Source organism: Streptomyces sp. NPDC086989, from assembly GCF_044745505.1.
Lineage (GTDB): Bacteria > Actinomycetota > Actinomycetes > Streptomycetales > Streptomycetaceae > Streptomyces.
The window spans coordinates 430,018-450,308 of the sequence record NZ_JBIVAL010000002.1; the positions used below are offsets into that span (position 1 = coordinate 430,018).

The following is a 20,291-nucleotide window of genomic DNA, read 5'->3' on the forward strand; positions in this document are numbered from 1 at the left end:
ATGACTGACCAGATCATCAAGCTCACGGCCGCGCAGACCGCCGAGAAGATCGCCTCCGGCGAGCTCACGGCCGTCGAGGTCACCGAGGCCCACCTGGCCCGCATCGACGCGACCGACGAGAAGGTCCACGCCTTCCTGCACGTCGACCGCGAGGGTGCCCTCGCTCAGGCGCGCGCGGTCGACGCCAAGCGCGAGCGCGGCGAGAAGCTGGGCCCGCTGGCCGGCGTCCCGCTCGCCCTCAAGGACATCTTCACCACCGTCGGGGTCCCGACCACCGTCGGTTCGAAGATCCTCGAAGGCTGGATCCCGCCCTACGACGCCACCCTGACGCGCAGGCTGAAGGAAGCCGACGTCGTCATCCTCGGCAAGACCAACATGGACGAGTTCGCCATGGGGTCCTCCACCGAGAACAGCGCGTACGGGCCCACCGGCAACCCCTGGGACCTCACCCGCATCCCCGGCGGCTCCGGCGGCGGCTCCGCGGCCGCGCTGGCCGCCTTCCAGGCACCGCTCGCCATCGGCACGGACACCGGCGGATCCATCCGCCAGCCCGCCGCCGTCACCGGCACGGTCGGCGTGAAGCCCACGTACGGCGGAGTCTCCCGCTACGGCATGGTCGCCTTCTCCTCCTCCCTCGACCAGGGCGGCCCGTGCGCCCGTACGGTCCTGGACGCGGCGCTCCTCCACGAGGTCATCGCCGGCCACGACCCGATGGACTCCACCTCCGTCGACGCCCCGGTCCCGCCGGTCGTCGAGGCGGCCCGCAACGGCTCCGTCGCCGGCATGCGCATCGGTGTCGTCAAGCAGTTCGCGGGCGAGGGCTACCAGGCCGGCGTCGTCCAGCGCTTCAACGAGTCCGTCGAGCTCCTCAAGGAGCTGGGCGCGGAGATCGTCGAGCTGGACTGCCCCTCCTTCGACCTCGCGATGGCCGCGTACTACCTGATCGCGCCGTCCGAGTGCTCCTCGAACCTGGCCCGCTTCGACGCCATGCGCTACGGCCTGCGCGTCGGCGACGACGGCACCAGGTCCGCCGAGGACGTCACCGCGCTCACCCGCGAAGCCGGCTTCGGCGACGAGGTCAAGCGCCGCATCATCCTGGGCACATACGCGCTGAGCTCCGGCTACTACGACGCGTACTACGGTTCCGCCCAGAAGGTCCGCACGCTCATCACCAAGGACTTCGAGAAGTCCTTCGAGCAGGTCGACGTGATCGTCTCCCCGACCACGCCCACCACCGCCTTCGCGATCGGTGAGCGCACCGACGACCCGCTCGCGATGTACCTCGCGGACCTGTGCACCATCCCGACCAACCTGGCCGGCAACGCCGCCATGTCGCTGCCCTGCGGCCTGGCCCCGGAGGACGGCCTCCCGGTCGGCCTGCAGATCATCGCCCCCGCCATGAAGGACGACCGCCTGTACAAGGTCGGTGCCGCCGTCGAGGCCGCCTTCGTCGCGCGCTGGGGTCACCCGCTGCTTGAGGAGGCACCGTCCCTGTGAGCACCAGTGCACTGAGCAAGGCCAAGGGCTTCAAGAAGTCCAAGACCGGCACGTACCTGTCGATGGGCACCACCGCCTTCGGTGCCCTCGGCGTGATCAAGCAGGTCAAGAAGGCCCGCACCGAGCACGACACGCTGAAGCTCGTCGACGCCGTCGTGTCCGCCGCCGCCATCGTCACCGGCCTCGCGATCCTGTACCGCGAGCTGAAGCGCCTGGGCGACGACGACGTCCTGCTGGGCTGAGAGGGAAAGTTTCACCGTGACCACCTTCACCGAACTGCTGTCGTACGAGGACGCTCTCGCCTCGTTCGACCCCGTCATGGGCCTTGAGGTCCACGTCGAGCTCGGCACCAGGACCAAGATGTTCTGCGGCTGCTCGACCGAGCTGGGCGCCGAGCCCAACTCGCAGACCTGCCCCACCTGCCTCGGTCTGCCCGGCTCGCTGCCCGTCGTCAACGCGATCGGCGTCGAGTCGGCCATCAAGATCGGTCTCGCGCTGAACTGCGAGATCGCCGAGTGGTGCCGCTTCGCCCGGAAGAACTACTTCTATCCGGACATGCCGAAGAACTTCCAGACCTCCCAGTACGACGAGCCGATCGCCTTCAACGGCTACCTCGACGTCCAGCTGGAGGACGGGGAGATCTTCCGCGTGGAGATCGAGCGCGCCCACATGGAGGAGGACACCGGCAAGTCGCTGCACGTCGGCGGCGCCACCGGCCGTATCCACGGCGCGTCCCACTCCCTGCTGGACTACAACCGCGCCGGCATCCCGCTCATCGAGATCGTCACCAAGCCGATCGAGGGCGCGGGCGTGCGGGCCCCCGAGGTCGCCAAGGCGTACGTCGCCGAGCTGCGCGAGGTCATCAAGGCGCTCGGCGTCTCCGAGGCCCGCATGGACAAGGGCCAGATGCGCTGCGACGTGAACCTGTCGCTGCGCCCGACCCCCGAGTCCGAGTTCGGCACCCGCAGCGAGACGAAGAACGTCAACTCGCTGCGCTCCGTCGAGCGCGCCGCCCGCTTCGAGATCCAGCGCCACGCGGCGGTGCTGTCGTCCGGCGGCTCGATCGTGCAGGAGACCCGGCACTTCCACGAGGAGGACGGCTCCACCACCGCCGGCCGCATCAAGGACAACGCCGAGGACTACCGGTACTTCCCGGAGCCCGACCTGGTCCCCGTCGCCCCGGCCCGCGACTGGGTCGAGGAACTGCGCGCGGGCCTGCCCGAGATGCCGCGCGTGCGCCGCAACCGGCTCCGTGAGGAGTGGGGCGTCAGCGAGCACGACATGCAGTCGATCCTCAACGCGGGCGCGGTGGACTCCATCGTCGCCACCATCGAGGAGGGCGCCGACTCGACCGCCGCGCGCAAGTGGTGGATGGGCGAGCTGGCCCGCAACGCCAACGAGCAGGGCGTCGTCGTCGACGAGCTGCCGATCACCCCGGCACAGGTCGCGCGCGTCGCGGCCCTGGTCGCGGCCGGCGAGCTGAACGACAAGCTGGCCCGCCAGGTGCTGGAAGGCGTCCTCGGCGGCGAGGGCACCCCGGACGAGGTCGTCGAGAAGCGCGGCCTGAAGGTCGTCTCGGACGAGGGCGCGCTCGGCGCGGCCGTCGACGAGGCCATCGCGGGCAACGCGGCCATCGCCGACAAGATCCGCGGCGGCAAGATCGCGGCCGTCGGCGCACTGGTCGGCGCGGTCATGAAGACCACCCGCGGCCAGGCCGACGCGGCCCGCGTCAAGGAGCTCATCCTGGAGCGCCTGGGCGTCTCCGAGTAGCAGCACCCCGCGTACGGCGGCGGCCCCGCACCGGTGTCCGGTGCGGGGCCGCCGTGCGTCCCGTGCGTCCCGTGCCGTCCCGGGGGGCCGTAAGTCCGTCCCGTGCGGGCCGTCCCGGTCCGGTGCGGCTCAGCGGGTGAGCTGCGGGGCGGCGATGACGACGGTGCCGTTGTCGCAGCCCATGTCCACCTTGACGCGCAGCCGCAGGGCGCCGGTCACGTCCACCGACTTCGTGGCCGGCTTGCCGAGCTCGACGAGCTCCGAGAAGGCCGCGGGCTTCCCGTCGAGCGAGATGCTGACCCGGCCCTTCTCGTGCGTGGAGCCGTCGTCGATGCCGGCGGTGAACTCCAGGTACTTCCACTCCCGGTTGAGGTCGAACTCGGTGATCGCCTCGTCGTTGCAGTCGGGGTTGGCGATGAAGGCCGCCCCGTACTGCTTGGTGTTGATCTTCGCGGCTCCCACGCTGAAGTTGCCCAGGCCCGCGATGGGTGTCAGCTGGGTCAGGTCGGCGGCCTTGATGTCGGCCGCGATGCCGCCCGGGCGGGTGCCGCTCGCGGTGGGGTCGGGCGTCGCACCGGAGTCGTCGCTGCCGATCGCGCTCGCGCTCGGTGAGGGGGTGGGCGTCGGGGACTCCTCGTCCGGTGTGACCGCGTCGGAGGCGGAGCTGCCGCCCTTGCCGCCCGAGGCCCGGTCGTCGCCCTTGTCCTTGGCCAGCAGCCGTACGCCGAGTACCGCGAGCGCCGCGATGACCAGGACGGTGGCCACCGAGCCCAGGACGATCGCGGCCCGGCGCCTCCTCGGTGCGGCGGGCCCCGGCGGCGGGGACTCGTGCAGCGGGTACGTCGGCCCGTACCCGGCGGGCACGTGCTCCGGCAGGGTCTGCGGCTGGGGTTGTGGCTGCGGCAGCGGCCTGCTGTCCGGGGCCGGCGGGGGAGGGGAGTACGGGGGCGTCTGCACCGGCGTGTGGACCTGCGCCGCCGGTGGCGGGCTCGCGGGCTGCGGAGGCACCACGGGTCTGACCGGGACCGGCGCCGGGACCGCGTCCTGCACCGCCCGCTGCGAGGTGGAGGAGGTCGTGGACACGACCGCGTGCCGTACGTCCTTCATCCAGCCGGCCAGGCTCACGGGCCGCTGCGACGGATCACCCGCGTAGACGGCGGTGATCCGCTCGCGCCGCTCGGCGTCCAGTACCGCGATCTGCGGCAGCGCCGCCATCGCCCGGGCCAGCTGCTCCGGGGAGTTGGGCGGCGATTCGCCGCTCAGCAGGAAGTACGCGATGGCCCCGAAGGCGTAGCGGTCCGCCGCCGGGGTGCGCTTGCCGTCGAAGACCTCGGGCGCCGCGTACCCCGGGGTGAACCACACCTCCGCCGTCTGGTGGTCGGCGGTCAGCTTGCTGAGCCCGAAGTCCACCAGGGTCGCCTGCCCATGGCCGTCCACCATCACATTGCCCGGTGACAGGTCACCGTGGATGACCTGGCGCCCGGACGGGGTGGCCTTCCCGGAGTGCAGCCAGTCCAGGACGTCGGCCAGCTGCTCCAGCGTGCGCATCACCTCGCGCCGCTCGGCGGCGGTGGCGAGGTTCCGTTCGGCCCGCCAGTCGCGCAGGTCGAGCCCGTCGACGTGGTTCATCACGAGGACGAGGGCCCGACCGGTCAGCGTCCCGGACTCCCCCGACCGGTGGATCGGCGGTCCCTCGAAGTGCTCCCGGACGCCGACGACGCCCGGGCGGTGCACGAAGCGCAGGAGCTCGGCCTGCTCGTTCCACTTGCGGCTGATCCGGTCGAACTCATCGGGCGTCATGGTCGTCTTGGAGTCGAGCACCTTGACGACCACCGGTTCGCCGCCACCCGCGAGCTCGATCTCCGCGAGGTAGAGAACGGCCTCCCCGCCGCGCCCGATCGACCGGAGCAGCCGGTACCGGTCGGCTGCCGCGTCTGGGCCGATGTGCAGATTCTGGCTGGTCAATTTCCCCCCAGCGCCGATGCTTTGAGTGGGCATCAGTCTGGCGTGGCCGGAATCACACGGTCAATCGGAACGGTCAGTTTGCCCCGGGGCGGAAGAAGGCGAGGCGGGCCCTCTTCGCCGGCAGGTGGACCTCGGGCAGGTCGATCTCCGGAAGCTCGACCTCCGGGCCGAGCTCGAACCCGCTGCGCACCAGGCGGGCGATGGCCTTCTCGTTGCGCGCGTCGGGCTCCGCCACCACCCGGCGCGTGGTCCCCCCCGAGAGGACGTACGAGAGGAACGCCCCGACCAGGCCCGAGCTGAAGCCGCTCTCGGCCGCACCGCGCGCCGGGCCGATCAGCAGGTGCACACCGGTGTCCCCGGGCTGCACCTCGTAGCACTCGCCGACGCGGTCCTCGGTGCAGTCGTACGTCTGGAACAGCGCGACCGGCTCGCCGTCGCGGCGCGCCAGGAACGCGTGGTGCGTGGTGCGGCGGTCGACGTCCTCGTAGATCTCCTGGACGAGCTCGCGGCTGGCCTCGCCCATGCCCCAGAAACGGGCCCGCTCCTCGGTGACCCAGGAGTGGATCAGCGCGGCGTCGGCGGCCGGGTCGACGGGGGTGAGGGTGATCGTGCCGAGGCCCTCGACGCGCTGGGCGTAGACGGGCTGCCGGGTGGAGGCGCTGCTGCTGGTCATACGGATTCCTTGGTGAGAAGGGCCCAGTCGGTGACGACCGGGACGAGCTCGCACTGCGCCCAGAACGGGAGCTGGTCGAGGTGGTGGGGTGATCCGGTCACGCCGTCCGCGCCGAGCGGGACCGCCCAGAGGCTGTCCTCGCGGCGGGCCAGGTCCCACACGTAGCGGGCCGCCGAAGCGCGGGCGGTGAGATCGGTGAAACCGGGCACCGTGGAGGTGGCGTTCACGCAGTCGTGGTCGCCGCCGAGGCCGGGCCACTGTGCGTCCGGGTCGGGCAGCGCCGACCAGGGCGCGAGGCGGTGCACTTCGGACCACGGCGTGTCGGGGGTGTCCGCGGCGGCGGTCTCCTCCAGGGCGGCGCGTACGTGGGCCGCCCGGTCGAGGGCCGGCAGCAGGGCGGTGGTCAGCAGGCCCTCCAGGGCGTAGCCGACGCGGGGGACCAGGTACAGCCAGGGGTGGAACACCTCGGGGCCGGTCGGCGCCCCCGCCAGCCCGGCGAGGGCGGGATCGGCGGCGAGGCGGCGCACGACGCGGGCCCGGAACGCCGAGAAGACGGTGGCGTCGGTGCTCTCGGCGGCCATGTGCCGGTCCCAGGCGAGCAGTCGGGTGCGCAGCGCCAGCGCGGCCGGGGACAGGCCGTCGAGCCCGGGCAGCAGGGCCAGCAGGGGCGCGGCCGAGGCCAGGCGGGTGTCCCGGTGTACGTCGGCCATCGCCTTCGGGGACCAGTGCGCCGAGCCGGAGAGCAGTTCGCGGATGCGGTCGGCGCGGTGCGGGGGCGCGAACTCCACGCCGAGCGGCGAGGCGATGCCGCGCGCGTTGGCCATGACGGCGAAGCCCTGCACGGGCTCGGCGGGGGTCTCGGCCCAGCCCCGCCAGGCGTACTGCGGGTCCCAGGCGGGCACCGGGCGCAGCCGGTTGGCCCGGTGGCGCAGCGGGACCGCGCCGGCCACTCGGTGCAGCAGGCCGCCCTCGGAGTCGGCGGCGTGGACGACGTTGACGGGCTCGGCCCAGCCGTCGAGCGCCCGGTCGAGGTCCGCGACGGTACGGGCGCGCAGCAGGGCGGGCAGGACGGCGAAGCCGAGGTCGCGGCGGACGCGCGGCGGGTAGCGGAGCGAGAGCGTCTGGCCGGCCGTGCCGCCGTGCGTGATCACCGGGCCGCGGGCGGTCTCCAGCACCTCGACCTCGACCGGGTCGGCGCCGGCGACGGTGATGGTCTCGGTGTGCCGGTGGACGGGTTCCCAGGTGCCGTCGGGGCCGAGGGCCTCGATGCCCCCGCCCCCGCCCATGCCCTCTTTCCCGCCCTCGTCCGGGCGGGCGTTCGCGGCCGGGCGCAGTTGCTCGACGTACAGGTCCTGGTAGTCGGCCATGGCGTTGGTGATCGCCCAGGCGGCGCTGCCGGTGTGCCCGAAGTGGCCGAGGCCCGGAATGCCGGGGACGGCCAGGCCGAGGACGTCGTACTCGGGGCAGGAGAGCCGGATCTGCTGGTAGACGCCCGGGTCCTCGATGAACCGGTGCGGATCACCCGCGATGATCGCCGACCCGGTCTCGGTCCGGTCGCCCGGGACCAGCCAGCCGTTGCTGCCGGCGGTGCCGGGGCCGTCGGTGGCGAAGAGGGTGACGGCCTCGTCGCCGAGGGCGCGGGCCACGCGCTCGCGCCACAGCTTCGTGGCGAACCCGGCGAAGAGGATGTGGGTGGCGATCCAGATGCCCAGCGGAACCCACGGCTCCCAGGCGGTCGGGGTGTGGCCGGTGCGCGCGAACCGCTCGTCGCGGGCCGCGCCCCGGGCGAGCCCGTCGTTGACGCCGTCCACGTACGCCCCGACCCAGGCGGCGGTGTCGGGGTCGAGCGCCTCGTGGCAGCGGCGGGCGGTGTCGGCGAGGCGGGACTGGCGGGCGAACCGGTCCCAGGCGACGGAGTCCGGGCCGAGGAAGGCGGCGCTGGAACCCTGGGCGCGGTGGCGCTCGACCTCCAGCTGCCAGGCGCGGTCCAGGGCGGTGACGCGGCCCTGGGCGTAGGCGAGGCGGTGGGCGTCGGGGGCCCGGAGGTGCGGGATGCCCCAGTCGTCCCGGAAGAGCTCGAAGGCGTCCGCGTCGGCCGCGTCCGTGTTGGTCACAAGGCTCACACTCATCCCCCAGAGCATTAGGTTAGGTTGCCCTAACTATAGGCTCACGGGGAGGGGTGGTCGCACATGCCGCGGGCAAGCCGCACACCCGCACCTACACCCTCGTCGACCCCGACCCGACCGCGGGCACCTTCACCCTGGAGTGGCCTCCGTCCCGGCGATCAACTCCCTGCTGGACGCCTGCCCGCAGACCCCGGCGACGATCTGGCCGGAGACCCGGCACGCCTCCGACGCCGGCCTTCCGCTGCGGCTGGACCCGGCCCGGCACGACGTCCGGTGGATCGCCCGCTCGGGCCCGGCGCCGGTGGAACGGGTCAAGGCGCAGCTCCCGGAGCTCGTCGCCGACCCGGCGGCGGCGTGCGTCCGGCTGGCCTGCGACACGGCGGCGACCCGCACGCTGACCACGTACCTGCGCAAGGACCCGGCCCTGCCCAAGCGGCGGGTGAACGGCCGGGCTACTGGCGGGCCGCCTGACGTCAGGCTCCGGTGGCCCCGTCGATGGCCTCGCGCAGGAAGTCGGCGTGGCCGTTGTGGCGTGCGTACTCGTGGATCAGATGGAGCATGACGAGGCGCAGCGAGGCCTCCTCCTTCCAGCGGGCCACGTACACCCTCACGTCGAGGGACTCGGCCGCCGCCTCGATGCGGCGCGCGTGGGCCACCTCCGCCTCCCAGGCGGTGAACGCCTCCTCGCGCGTGGCCCCGGAGGCGTCGTAGGCGGCCTGGAAGTCATGGGTGTCGGACCAGAGGTGGGGGAGGTCCTCGCCGTTCACGGTCCGGCGGAACCAGTGCCGCTCGACCTCGCCCATGTGCCGGACCAGCCCCAGCAGGGACAGGCCGGACGGCGGCATCGAGGGCCGCCGCAGCTCCTCGTCGGTGAGGCCCTCGCACTTCCAGGCGAGGGTGGCCCGGTGGTAGTCGAGGAATGCCCGCAGCGTCTCGCGCTCATCCCCGGTCAGGGGTGGTCCCGTTCGTTCCATCCCCCGATCCTGCCCGCACCCGGCGGTGCGGGGAAGGGCCTCCGGTGCACGGGTCGGCGAAGGGCCGCCGACACGGGCCGAAGCGGCCGGGCCGGGGCGAACGGGCCGGGGAAGAGCCGCCCCCACGGACCGGCGGCCGGTTCGGGGCGGACGGTTCGGGGCGCGATGCCCGCTACCGCTGCGCCCTCCATACGTACGGCACCGTCGTGCCCAGCTCCTCGAAGCCCAGACGCCGCAGGATCGGGCGGCTGTCCTGAGAGGCGTCGACCTGGAGGTAGGGGATGCCGCGGGCCGCCGCGATACGGGCCCGGTGGGCGACCAGGAGGCGGTAGACGCCCCGGCCCCGCCACTGGGGGAGGGTGCCGCCGCCCCACAGGCCCGCGAAGGAGCAGCCCGGACGCATCTCCATGCGGGCCGCGCTCACCGGGGTGTCCCCGGCCATCGCCACCACCGCCGCGAGGGTCTCCGGTTCGTCCCTCAGCAGGGTGAGCAGCAGGTGCCGGATCCCCGGGCGCTGCACGCCGAAGGCCTTGGCGTGGACGTCCATCATCAGGTCGACGCCCGCCTCGTCCGTGACCGTCCGGAGCGTGATCCCCTCCGGGGGCTCCACCGGCAGCGCGGCGAGCTCGTCGGCACGGCCCACCAAAAGGGTCTCGGCCGCCTCCGGTACGAAGCCCGCCGCGCGCAGCCGGTCCCCGAGATCCGCCGGCCGGTCGTGGCCGTACAGCTTCCACTCGAACTCGCCGGCCCCGCGCCCCGCGAAGTGCGCGACCTGCGCGGCAATCTCCGCGTCCGCCGTCTCCTCGTCGAGGTCCGACCAGAGGACGCCGTTCCACCCGGGCCCGTCGACGGTCTGCCGGGCGACCGCCGTGGTCCGCTCCACCCGGGCCTGAGCGCAGTCCGGTGATGCGTCGCGGCGCATCTCCCGGTCGTACGCGGCCCGTACCCTCACCAGTTCGTCCGGTTCTCTCGTCATCGGACCAGCTGACCAGCCGTCCGTGCGGCCGCACAACTGCATTAGCCTCGGCCCGTGAACGACGACTCCATCTACACCGGCAAGGCCGGTCCGGACGCGGCGACCGACCGCGGCTGGCTCCTCGGCCACTTCAAGGACCCCGGCGATCCGCGCCACAGCACGGACGTGGAGATCAAGTGGGGAGTCCACCCCAAGGGCGACGAGCGGACCCGGTGGGTGCGGGGCGAAGAGCGCACCGCGCTCCAGGTGCTGATCAGCGGCCGCTTCCGGCTGGAGTTCCCCGGCCGGACCGTCGTCCTCGCCGAACAGGGGGACTACGTCGTCTGGGGCCGTGGCGTCGACCACTCCTGGTACGCGGAGGAGGACGCGGTGGTCCTCACCGTGAGGTGGCCTTCCGTCCCGGGCTACCGGGCCGACGAGCCGGCCGGCCCCTCGGGCGGATGACCTCGGCCCCGCACCGCCCCGCCCTGTGACGATGCACACGAAACGGGCCAACGATCACGAAACGCTGCGATCGTGGCGCTGTAGACCATCTCGGCCGGTCCCCGGGGCGATCCCCCGGGCCCCCGGCCGCGCCTTCACGAGTTCTAGCGTTCTTTGCGTCGGGCAGCTCCCGGTAAAGATCCGAACCACCAGGGAGCACGTCCGTTGGCAGTGATCGCACGGTGGTGCACCCGGCACCGACTGGTGGCCGTACTCCTCTGGCTGCTCGCACTCGGCGGCACGGCCGTGGCCGCAGGGACCGCCGGTTCGGCGTTCTCCAACGACTACGAGGTACCCGGGACCGAGTCCAGCCGCGCCCACGCCCTCCTGCGCGAGGGCTTCCACGGCCAGGGCGGCGACACCGACACCATCGTGTGGCGGGCCCCGGAGCATCAGAGCGTCCGCGCCCCCGCTGTCGAGCAGCGCATGGCGCGGGCCCTCGACGCCGTCGCCGCGCTCCCCGGCGTCGGTTCGGTCGCCGGTCCCTACGGGCCCGGCCCGGAGAGCGCCGCACAGATCAGCCCCGACGGGCGCACCGCGTACGCCGTGGTGACGTTCGACCTGCAGGCCGACTCCGTGCCCAAGGCACAGGCCAAGGCCGTCGTCGCCGCCGCGAAGAACCCCACCACCGAGGCGGACGGCCTGCAGGTCGAACTCGGCGGCCGGGCCATCGCCCTGACCGAGGCGCCCACGGCCCACATCGCCGAGGTCATCGGCGTGGCCGTGGCGGCACTCGTCCTCTTCCTCGCCTTCGGCTCGCTCGCCGCGAGCCTGCTGCCCATCGCCACCGCCCTGGTCAGTGTGGGCACCGCCTATTTCGGCATCACCCTCCTCGGGCACGCGATGCCCGTCGCCGACTTCGCCCCGATGCTCGGCACCCTCGTCGGGCTCGGCGTCGGCATCGACTACGCGCTGTTCATCGTGACGCGGCACCGCAAGGGCCTGATGCGCGGCCTGCCGGTCGAGGAGGCCGCCGAGCGGGCAGTCGCCACCACGGGCCGGGCCGTCGTCTTCGCCGGGGCCACCGTCTGCATCGCGCTGCTCGGCATGCTGGTGCTGCGCCTGAACTTCCTCAACGGCGTCGCGATCGCCGCCTCCCTCACCGTGGTGCTGACGGTGGCCGCCTCGGTCACCCTGCTCCCGGCCCTCCTCTCGTACATCGGCATGCGAGCCCTCTCGCGCCGCGAGCGGCGCCGGCTCGCCGCCGAGGGGCCGAGGCCCGAGACGCCCACCGGGTTCGCCGCCCGCTGGTCGGCCTTCGTGGAACGGCACCCCAAACTGCTCGGCACCGTCGCCGCGCTGGTCATGGCGGTGCTCGCGCTGCCGACCTTCTCGCTCCACCTGGGCACCTCCGACCAGGGCAACAACCCGGCGAGCTCCACCACCCGGCAGGCCTACGACCTCCTCGCCGAAGGGTTCGGGCCCGGTGTGAACGGCCCGCTCACCGTCGTGGCCCGCCTTCAGGGCGCCGGGGACCGGCTCGCCGTCGAGCACCTCGCCGGAGCGCTGCGGACGACCGACGGCGTCGCGGCCGCCGGCCCGGCCGTGTTCAACCGGAGCGGGGACACGGCCGTCGTGACCGTCATACCGGACTCCGCCCCGCAGTCCCGGGCCACGAGCGAGCTCGTCATGACCCTGCGCGAGAACGTGATCCCGGGCGCCGGGCACGGCGGCCCGATGACCGTCCACGTCGGCGGGGTGACCGCCGGCTACGACGACTTCGCCGACGTCATCGTCGGGAAACTGCCGCTGTTCGTCGGGGTGGTGATCACCCTCGGCTGCGTCCTGCTGCTGCTGGCCTTCCGGTCCCTCGGCATACCGCTCAAGGCGGCCGCCATGAACGTCGCGGCCGTCGCCTCCTCCTTCGGTGTCGTCGTCGCGATCTTCCAGTGGGGCTGGGGCAGTGAGCTGCTGGGCCTGGGCAGCGCCGGCCCTGTCGAGCCCTTCCTGCCGGTGATCATGGTGTCGGTCCTGTTCGGGCTCTCCATGGACTACCAGGTGTTCCTGGTCAGCCGGATGTACGAGGAGTGGCTGGAGACGGGCGACAACCGGCGGGCCGTCCGCGTCGGCCTCGCCGAGACCAGCCGGGTGATCAACTCGGCCGCGGTCATCATGATCTCCGTCTTCCTGGCCTTCGTCCTCAGCGGCGACCGGATCATCGCGATGTTCGGCATCGCGCTCGCCTCGGCCGTCGCACTCGACGCGTTCGTCCTGCGCACCCTGCTCGTCCCGGCGCTGATGCACCTCCTCGGCCGCGCCAACTGGTGGCTCCCCGCCTGGCTGGACCGCCGACTGCCCAAGATCAGCATTGAGCCCCCGGAGTGCCGTCCGCGTGCGACACTTCCCGCGCAGCGGCCCGGTGCGGACCCCGCCACGAGCGAGGACGGCGCCGAGCCCGCCACCGCATCCCGCTGATCCGGCCACCCGCCGTACGAGACCCAAGGAAGAAACCGCATGTTCTCGATAGAGCTCGCCGACGACGCCCGGTTGTTTCCGCTGGAGGTGTGGCACGCCGAGGAGTTCCTGGCCCACATGGACCGCGGCCGGGAGTTCATCGGTGAACACATCGTCCTGGCCGACGTCGTCACCGACCTCGACTCGGCCCGCGGCTTCCTCTCCGCGTACGCGCAGAAGACGGCCGCCGACGGCGGGCGGATCTACGGCATCCGCGTGGGTGGCACTCTCGTCGGCGGGGTCCTCTTCCGGACCTTCGACGCCGCATCGGGCAACTGCGAAGTCGGCTGCTGGCTGGAGCCCACGGCCGCCGGCCGGGGCCTGGTGACCCGGGCCTGCCGCGTCCTGATCGACTGGGCCTTCCACGAGCGCGGCATGCACCGGGCCGAGTGGCACGCCTCCTCCGCCAACAAGAGGAGCCTCGCCGTCGCGGAGCGCCTGGGCATGACCCGCGAGGGCGTCCTGCGCGAGAGCTACCCCCACCACGGGGTCCGCCAGGACACCGAGATCTGGGCGGTCCTCGCCCGCGACTGGCCGCCGGCCCCCACCGCCTGACACCACCCGCCGCGGCCCCCCTGCGGGGCCTGCGGCCGGCCCGCGCCGACCACCCCGGCGCCTTCTCAGGAACCTCTCAGACAAGCCGCCTACGGTGCCCCGCATGGACACCACGAAGACCGCCGACCCGACCGCTCCCGAGACGGAAACCGCCGAGCCCCAGGCCGCCGACGCCACCGAGGCCCCGGCCGACCGCAAGGACACCGCCCCCGGGACCGCCCAGGCCCCCGAGGCCCCCGAGTCCGACCTCTCCGACGAGGACCCGGACGAGGACGCCCTCCTCGACGAGCTCGACGACACCGGGAGGCAGTCCGACGGCGTCGGCTCCGCGGCCTCCGCCGTCGTCGCTGCCGGTCTCGGGCTCGTCGCCCTCAGCGGCAGCTGGGTCTCGCGCGTCTTCGCGGAGCGCCAGACCCTCGTGGGCCAGATCGAATCGGTCAACGCCGCCACCACCGAGGACAAGATCGAGGCCCTGTACGGCGACGCCTGGCACCTCACCGCCCTCGTCAACGGCGTCCTGTCGACCCTCGCCCTGCTCCTCGCCGTCTTCGTGCTGGCCCGCCCCGCCTTCGGTGCCCCCGGCCGCACGCTCCCGACCTGGGTCCGCGCCGTCTCCTGGGCCGCCGTCGCACTCGGCGCCCTGGGCGTACTGCTCTTCGGCCTCATGTACTTCGACATCCTGGCTCCCCTCCCGAAGGCCGCCTAGGACCTCCGCCCGACCGCCTAGGACCCCCTCCTAGGCACTCCCGGCCCCGCCCGGGCCGCACCCGGCCCCGGCCTAAGGACCCCCGCCCCGCACGGATGCGGCATGCGCCCGATGTGCCGGCACCCCCTGGGCCGCGAATCTTGGATCACACCGAACGAGGTGCCCGAGAAACGCGAACCCAGGAGTCGAGATGTTCGAGTACGAGATCGCCGCCGCCCGCAATGCCGAACTCATCCGCGAGGCCAAGGAGTACCGCCTCGTCCTGGAGGCCAGGAAGGCGCGCCGCGCCTCCTCGCGCAGCCAGGAACCCGAAGGGCCGGTGAGCGGGCATCGGAGCCGGTTCACCCGCGCCGCGTGACCCGCGGCACGCAGCGTGCGGACTGACGCGTGATGAGAAGCGCACCGATAACGAGTGCCGCCGGCCAGGACTCCTGTGCGATGCTCGGCGACGTGGAGACCAGATCTGTCAGCCCGGTGTTCGTCGGCCGAGCCGACGAACTGGCCGTACTCACCGACGCACTGGCCCGCGCAGCGGGCGGGGAGCCGCAGGCCATGCTCATCGGAGGCGAGGCCGGGGTCGGCAAGACCCGCCTCACCGAGGAGTTCATCGTTGAAGCGGCCCGCCGCGGTGCGGTCGTGGCCGTCGGAGGCTGTGTGGAGATCGGGGCGGAGGGTCTTCCCTTCGCCCCGTTCTCGACGGCACTGCGCACCCTGCACCGCAGGCTCCCCGGGGAGCTGGCCGCCGCGGCCGGCGGCCAGGAGGACGAACTCGCCCGGATCCTGCCCGAACTCGGCGACACCCCCCGCGGCCCGCACGACGAGGAGAGCACCGCCCGGCTCTTCGAACTCACGGCCCGGATGCTGGAACGCCTCGCCGCCGACCGCACCGTCGTCCTCGTCCTGGAGGACCTGCACTGGGCGGACACCTCCACCCGGCACCTGCTCTCCTACCTCTTCCGCACCCTCGCCGGCGGCCGGCTCGTCATCGTCGCCACCTACCGGGCCGACGACGTGCACCGCCGACACCCCCTGCGCCCGCTGCTCGCCGAACTGGACCGGCTCCGCACCGTCCAGCGCATCGAACTGCCCCGCTTCAACCGGGCCGAGGTGCGCCGCCAGCTCGCCGGCATCCTCGCCTCGCAGCCCGACGAGGCCTACGTGGACTCGGTGTTCGACCGCTCCGACGGCAACGCCTTCTTCGTCGAGGAACTCGCCGCCTGCAAGGAGAGCAGCTGCCGCACCGGACTCCCCGAGTCCCTGCGCGACCTGCTGCTCGTCCGCGTCGAGGTGCTGCCGGAGGCCGCCCAGCGCGTCGTGCGCATCGTCGCCGAGGGCGGATCCACCGTGGAGTACCCGCTGCTGCGCGCCGTCGCCGGGCTGACCGAGGACGAGCTGATCGAGGCCCTGCGCGCCGCCGTCGGGGCCAACATCCTCCTCGCCACCCCCGACGGAGACGGCTTCCGCTTCCGCCACTCGCTGGTCCGCGAGGCCGTCAGCGACGACCTGCTGCCCGGCGAACGCGCCCGCGTCAACCGCCGCTACGCACAGGCCCTGGAGGGCGACGACTCGCTGATCCGCACCGCGGAGCGCGTCATCCGGCTGGCCGCCTACTGGTACCACGCCAACGACCCGGCCAAGGCGCTGCCCGCCGTCCTCGCCGCCTCCGTCGCCGCCCGCCGCCGGCACGCCTACTCCGAGCAGCTGCGCCTGCTGGAACGGGCGCTGGACCTGTGGGAGAGCGCGCCGCAGGAGGTCCGCGAGGCGCTGCGCCCCGTGGACTACACCGACGTGTACCCGCCGTGCGGCTGCGATCCGGCGACCACCCCGCTCAAGCGGCTCGACCTGCTGGCCGAGGCGACCGTCGCCGCCCGCTTCGGCGGCGAACGCGAACGCGCCCTGAAGATCACCAAGACGGCACTGCGGCTGCTGGAGGAGGACGGCGACGGCGACCCGCTGCGGGCCGCATGGTTCTGGACCGAGCGCTCCGGGCTCGTGGCCAGCCTGGCCCGCGGCGACGGCTGGGCGGAGCTCGGCAAGGCCCAGGAACTCGTCAAGGGGCTGCCCCCGTCCCAGGTGCACGCCCAGGTCCTGGTCCGGGCCGCGGGCTGGGGCATGCTCCACAACCCGGGCCCCGGCAACCTCGACGCCGCGGAACGCGCCGTGTCCTACGCCCGCATGCTCGGGGCCGAGGACATCGAGCTGAACGCCCGCATCACGGTGGGCTGCCTGCTCACCGACTCCGGCGACCCGGAGCGCGGGCTCGCCGAGCTGTTCGCCGTCCGGGAGCGGGCCACCGCACTGGGACTCGTCATGCAGGCGGGACGCGCACATATCAACCTCACCTCTCAGCTGGAAGGCATGGGCCGGTCCCGCGAAGCCGTGGAACTGGCCGAACAAGGGGTCGAACTCCTCAAGAAGTCACGGCTGCTGGACAGCGAGGCCTGGATCAGCGGGAACATGGCGGAGAGCCTGTACAGCCTCGGCCGCTGGGAGGAGGCCGCCGAAGCCGCCCGGCGCGCCCTGCAGGTCGGCCAGAGCGCGGCCCCGCGCGGCTCCGCCTCCGCACGGCTGTCCTACCTGGCCCTGGCACGCGGCGAACTGACCGAGGCGACCGGCCGGCTCGCCGCCGCCCACACCCACTTCGGCACCCACGACAGCCAGCCCCAGCACCGCCTGCCGCTCTTCCGCCTCGCGGTCGGCGTGGCCGCGGGGGAGGGCCGGATAGCCGACGTCCGCACGGAGACCGCCGAGGCGATCGCCTACGGCTTCCCGCTCGGCCACCACCGCTACGCCTGGCCCCTGCTGCTCGCCTCCGCGTCCGCCGAGGCCGACGCCCGGGGACTGCCGGCCGCCGAGGCCGGCCGCGCAGCCGCCCTGGACGTGATCCGCGGCGCCGCCCGCGCCCTGGCCGCCCCGGTGCCCGTGTGGACCGCCCACGCCGAGTTCCTGCGCGCCGAGCTGCTGCGCGCCGAGGACCGGGACTCCGCCGCCGACTGGGCTGCCGTCGAGCAGGCCGTCCGCCCCCTGGAGCGCCCGTACCTGCTGGCCCGCGCCCGCCACCGGCTGGCCGAGACCCTGCTGGCCTCAGGCGGCGACCGTGAGCCCGCCGCCCTGCTGCTGCGGGAGGCCTACGCCACCGCGGACCGGCTCGGCGCCCGCAGGCTCCGCGAGGACCTGGCCCTGCTCGCCCGGCGCGCCAGGCTCCCGCTCACCGGGGCCGAGACACCCCCGGCCCCGGCGACACCGGAAACCGACCCCGCCGAGGCCCTGGGTCTGACCAGCCGTGAACGGGACGTACTGCGCCTGGTCGCGGCGGGCAACAGCAACCGCCAGATCGCCGAGGAGCTGTTCATCTCCCCGAAGACGGCCAGCGTGCACGTCTCGAACATCCTGGCCAAACTCGGCGTCGCCGGCCGCGGAGAGGCGGCGGCCCTCGCCCACCGGCTGAGGCTGTTCGCGCCGCTCACTCCTGCGGGGGCTGCTCCGCCGGGCGTATGAGCACCTTGCCGGACTCCAGGTCTATCGGTCCGCGTCCCGGATCGCCGTCGTTCACGTCGGTCCGGGACAGTTCCAGCCTCTTCCTCTCCTCGTCCGTGTGCTTGCGTCCCGGGTTGAAGAGCTCCTCGATCATGTTGAACACCGCGCCCACCGTGCCTTCCGCCCCCAGCAGGGCCGTGTTGGTTACCGCACCGTCAGTGTCAGGATCCTGTCGTCGCCCGCCTCCGGCGACCCGCGCCCGTCCGTCTCGCTCGTGACCAGCAGCAATCTGTCGCCGCCGAGCGCCACCACCGTGCGCAGCCGGCCGTACTCACCCGTCAGGAACGCCTCCGGCTCGGCCACCGGAGCCGGCCCGGCCAGCGGGATCCGCCACAGCCGCTCGCCCTTCAGCCCGGCCATCCACACCGAGCCCTGTGCCCAGGCGATCCCGCTCGGCGAGGCCTCGTCGGTCTTCCACACGGCCACCGGATCGCGCAGGCCCGGCTTGCCCGCCTTCCCCTCGGCCTCCGGCCAGCCGTAGTTCGCACCCGGCTCGATCAGGTTCAGCTCGTCCCACGTGTTCTGGCCGAACTCCGACGCCCACAGCCGTTTGTCCTTGTCCCAGGCCAGGCCCTGAACATTGCGGTGCCCGTAGGAGTAGACGACCGAATCGGCCTCCGGATTGCCGTGCACCGGCTGCCCGTCCGGGGTCATCCGCAGGATCTTGCCGCCCAGCGACCTCCTGTCCTGCGCGAGTCCGGTGTCACCCGTCTCGCCCGTCCCCGCGTAGAGCATCCGGTCCGGACCGAACGCGATCCGCCCGCCGTTGTGGATCAGGCCTTTGGGAATGCCCCGGAACACCGTGTCCGGCGCGCCCAGTTGCTGGCCTGGATCCCGGTGCTCGTCGTACCGCATCCGGGCGATGCGGTTGTCGGACTCCGTCGTGAAGTACGCGTACACCATCTTGTCCGAGGCGAACGAGGGTGACAGCGCGAGCCCCAGCAGCCCGCCCTCACCGCCCGGGGCCACCCCGGGCACCTCGCCGATCGGCGTCACGGCGCCGGTGGCCGGCGAGACCCTGCTGATCGTCCCCTTGTCCCGCGAGGCGACCAGCAGGTCGCCGCCCGGCAGCGGCGCCACCCCCCACGGGGATTCCAGGCCCTTGGCGACCTCGCCCGTCACCGTCACTGACCCCTTGGCCGGCGGCGGGGCGGCCGCCGGGGAGCCGGACGGGGAGCCCGAGGGGCCGCCCGCCGATGCGGTGGGTGCCGCGCGCGGTGGTGACGCGCCCGGCCCGGCCCCCGGCGCGCCCGCCGGTGCGCAGCCCGCCGCGAGCAGAGCCCCGCATCCGGCCAGGGCGAACGCCGCCAGCACTCCACGGGTCCCGCTGCCCGGACCCTCGTACGCCGTGTGAGCCTGTCCGTGGCGCATCGTCCTGCTCCCCTCCGCTGCCTGCGATCGTGCCTTTCATCCGTTCCAACCGCTGCGGCGGTTCCCGAAGTTCCACCGGTCGTACACCCGATCGAGTGGTTCGCTGGCCGGGCCCGGCGCGTCGCGCGGTCCGGTCACGGTTCGCTCCCGGGCTCAGTCCCAGGCTCGCACCGCCGCCGGCAACGCCGCGATCTCGGCCAGGTCCGCGGCCGTCAGCGCGAGCTCCGCCGCGCCCGCGTTCTCCGCCGCCCAGTGCGCCCGGTCGGCCCCCGGCACCGGCACCACCTGCGGCCCCTGCGCCAGCACCCACGCCAGCGCCACCTGCGCCGCCGTCACCTGAGGCCCGTGCCGCCGCGCCACCCGCCGCAGCCCCGCCACCAGCACCTGGTTCGCCGCCATCGACTCCGCCGTGAACCGCGGATGCCGGGCCCGCACGTCCTCCCACTCGAAGCCCTCGCCCGGCCGGAGCGTCCCCGTCAGGAACCCGCTGCCCAGCGGCATCGCCGCCAGGAAACCCACCCCGCGCGCCGCACACCAGGGCAGCAGCTGCCGCGCCGCCTCCGGCGACCACACCGACAGCTCCGCCTGCACCGCGCTCACCGGGAACACCTGCTGGACCCGCTCCAGGTGCCCCAGCGTCACCCGGTACGCCCGGTCACCGCCCCGCCCCGCCCCGGGTCCGGCACCCGCTCCCAGCGCGCAGAACCCCAGCGCCCGCACCTTTCCGGCGGCCACCAGCTCCGCCATCGCCCCCCAGGTCTCCTCCACGGGGACGTCCGGATCCACCCGGTGCAGCTGGTAGAGGTCAATGACGTCCGTCCGCAGCCGCCGCAGCGAGGCGTCGCAGGCCCGGCGCATGTATCCGGGCCTGCCGTCCGCCACCACATGCTGCTCGCCCGCCCGCAGGCCCACCTTGGCGGACACGAACGCCTCCGCCCGGCGTTCGCGCAGCACCCGCCCCAGCAGAAGCTCGTTCGTGAACGGCCCGTACAGGTCGGCGGTGTCCAGCAGGTTCGCCCCGAGGTCCAGCGCCGTGTGCACCGTGGCCAGCGACTCCCCGCCGTGGCGCCGCGAGGGCGCGTACGCCCAGCTCATCGGCATGCACCCGAGGCCCACGGCGCCCACCGTCAGCGCCCCCGCCCCGATCGACCTGCGCTCCACCCGTGCGTCCCCTCCCGCTCCGGCAAACAAACTAACGGCTTGA

Annotated in this window: 17 protein-coding genes and 1 pseudogene; 10 read left to right on the plus strand and 8 right to left on the minus strand. The window is 73.4% G+C overall.

Going from position 1 to position 20,291, the window contains the following annotated elements; genetic code table 11:
- From gatA to gatB, 3 genes are all read left to right on the plus strand, one after another.
- Positions 1–1,497, plus strand: a complete 1,497-nt coding sequence (gene gatA, locus ACIPK4_RS05685; RefSeq protein WP_402309490.1) for an Asp-tRNA(Asn)/Glu-tRNA(Gln) amidotransferase subunit GatA — start codon at positions 1–3, stop codon at positions 1,495–1,497.
- Positions 1,498–1,559: 62 nt separating this feature from the next.
- Positions 1,560–1,739, plus strand: a complete 180-nt coding sequence (locus ACIPK4_RS05690; protein WP_229345000.1) for a hypothetical protein — start codon at positions 1,560–1,562, stop codon at positions 1,737–1,739.
- Between the two features lie 16 nt (positions 1,740–1,755).
- Positions 1,756–3,267 carry an Asp-tRNA(Asn)/Glu-tRNA(Gln) amidotransferase subunit GatB gene (gene gatB / locus ACIPK4_RS05695; protein WP_385190014.1) on the plus strand — a complete coding sequence of 504 codons (1,512 nt, stop codon included), beginning with the start codon at positions 1,756–1,758 and terminating at the stop codon, positions 3,265–3,267.
- A 129-nt stretch (positions 3,268–3,396) separates the two neighbouring features.
- Here gatB and ACIPK4_RS05700 read toward each other — a convergent pair whose 3' ends face one another.
- From ACIPK4_RS05700 to ACIPK4_RS05710, 3 genes are all read right to left on the minus strand, one after another.
- Complete coding sequence (locus ACIPK4_RS05700; RefSeq protein ID WP_402309493.1) at positions 3,397–5,232, minus strand: protein kinase; 1,836 nt, start codon at positions 5,230–5,232, stop codon at positions 3,397–3,399.
- Between the two features lie 73 nt (positions 5,233–5,305).
- A complete protein-coding gene (locus ACIPK4_RS05705) occupies positions 5,306–5,905 on the minus strand; it encodes a GNAT family N-acetyltransferase (protein ID WP_402309495.1) in 600 nt (199 codons plus the stop codon).
- Positions 5,902–8,034, minus strand: coding sequence for a penicillin acylase family protein (locus ACIPK4_RS05710; protein ID WP_402309496.1), 2,133 nt, complete (start codon positions 8,032–8,034; stop codon positions 5,902–5,904). The genes ACIPK4_RS05705 and ACIPK4_RS05710 overlap by 4 nt, the downstream gene beginning before the upstream one ends.
- Before the next feature lie 68 nt (positions 8,035–8,102).
- Between ACIPK4_RS05710 and ACIPK4_RS05715 the strand changes: the two are divergent.
- Positions 8,103–8,502, plus strand: a pseudogene (locus ACIPK4_RS05715) (SIP domain-containing protein); the annotation flags it as partial.
- Positions 8,503–8,504: 2 nt separating this feature from the next.
- Here the strand turns inward: ACIPK4_RS05715 and ACIPK4_RS05720 are convergent.
- Together ACIPK4_RS05720 and ACIPK4_RS05725 are read right to left on the minus strand one after the other, a co-directional pair.
- The gene (locus ACIPK4_RS05720) at positions 8,505–9,005 is read right to left on the minus strand and encodes a DinB family protein (protein ID WP_402309498.1); all 501 of its coding nucleotides are present in this window, start codon (positions 9,003–9,005) and stop codon (positions 8,505–8,507) included.
- 172 nt (positions 9,006–9,177) lie between these two features.
- Positions 9,178–9,981 carry a GNAT family N-acetyltransferase gene (locus ACIPK4_RS05725; protein ID WP_402309500.1) on the minus strand — a complete coding sequence of 268 codons (804 nt, stop codon included), beginning with the start codon at positions 9,979–9,981 and terminating at the stop codon, positions 9,178–9,180.
- Between the two features lie 54 nt (positions 9,982–10,035).
- Between ACIPK4_RS05725 and ACIPK4_RS05730 the strand changes: the two genes are divergently transcribed.
- The 6 genes from ACIPK4_RS05730 to ACIPK4_RS05755 all read left to right on the plus strand — a co-directional run bounded on the left by ACIPK4_RS05730 (position 10,036) and on the right by ACIPK4_RS05755 (position 17,677).
- Positions 10,036–10,425, plus strand: a complete 390-nt coding sequence (locus tag ACIPK4_RS05730) for a signal peptidase I (protein WP_402309502.1) — start codon at positions 10,036–10,038, stop codon at positions 10,423–10,425.
- Between the two features lie 204 nt (positions 10,426–10,629).
- Positions 10,630–12,879, plus strand: coding sequence for an MMPL family transporter (locus ACIPK4_RS05735; RefSeq protein ID WP_402309504.1), 2,250 nt, complete (start codon positions 10,630–10,632; stop codon positions 12,877–12,879).
- A gap of 39 nt (positions 12,880–12,918) precedes the next feature.
- A complete protein-coding gene (locus ACIPK4_RS05740) occupies positions 12,919–13,473 on the plus strand; it encodes a GNAT family N-acetyltransferase (RefSeq protein ID WP_054223593.1) in 555 nt (184 codons plus the stop codon).
- Between the two features lie 103 nt (positions 13,474–13,576).
- The gene (locus tag ACIPK4_RS05745) at positions 13,577–14,179 is read left to right on the plus strand and encodes a hypothetical protein (RefSeq protein ID WP_402309505.1); all 603 of its coding nucleotides are present in this window, start codon (positions 13,577–13,579) and stop codon (positions 14,177–14,179) included.
- 190 nt (positions 14,180–14,369) lie between these two features.
- Entirely contained in the window at positions 14,370–14,537 is a 168-nt protein-coding gene (locus tag ACIPK4_RS05750) for a hypothetical protein (protein WP_402309506.1), read from the plus strand.
- 32 nt (positions 14,538–14,569) lie between these two features.
- A complete protein-coding gene (locus tag ACIPK4_RS05755) occupies positions 14,570–17,677 on the plus strand; it encodes an AAA family ATPase (protein ID WP_402309508.1) in 3,108 nt (1,035 codons plus the stop codon).
- Here ACIPK4_RS05755 and ACIPK4_RS05760 read toward each other — a convergent pair.
- The 3 genes from ACIPK4_RS05760 to ACIPK4_RS05770 form a co-directional block, all read right to left on the minus strand.
- Positions 17,643–17,810, minus strand: coding sequence for a DUF6191 domain-containing protein (locus ACIPK4_RS05760; protein WP_402309738.1), 168 nt, complete (start codon positions 17,808–17,810; stop codon positions 17,643–17,645). The two genes, ACIPK4_RS05755 and ACIPK4_RS05760, sit on opposite strands and share 35 nt — an antisense overlap.
- A gap of 50 nt (positions 17,811–17,860) precedes the next feature.
- A complete protein-coding gene (locus tag ACIPK4_RS05765) occupies positions 17,861–19,087 on the minus strand; it encodes a PQQ-dependent sugar dehydrogenase (protein ID WP_402309510.1) in 1,227 nt (408 codons plus the stop codon).
- Positions 19,088–19,240: 153 nt separating this feature from the next.
- Entirely contained in the window at positions 19,241–20,248 is a 1,008-nt protein-coding gene (locus ACIPK4_RS05770) for an aldo/keto reductase (protein WP_402309512.1), read from the minus strand.
- Between the last annotated feature and the right edge of the window lie 43 nt (positions 20,249–20,291).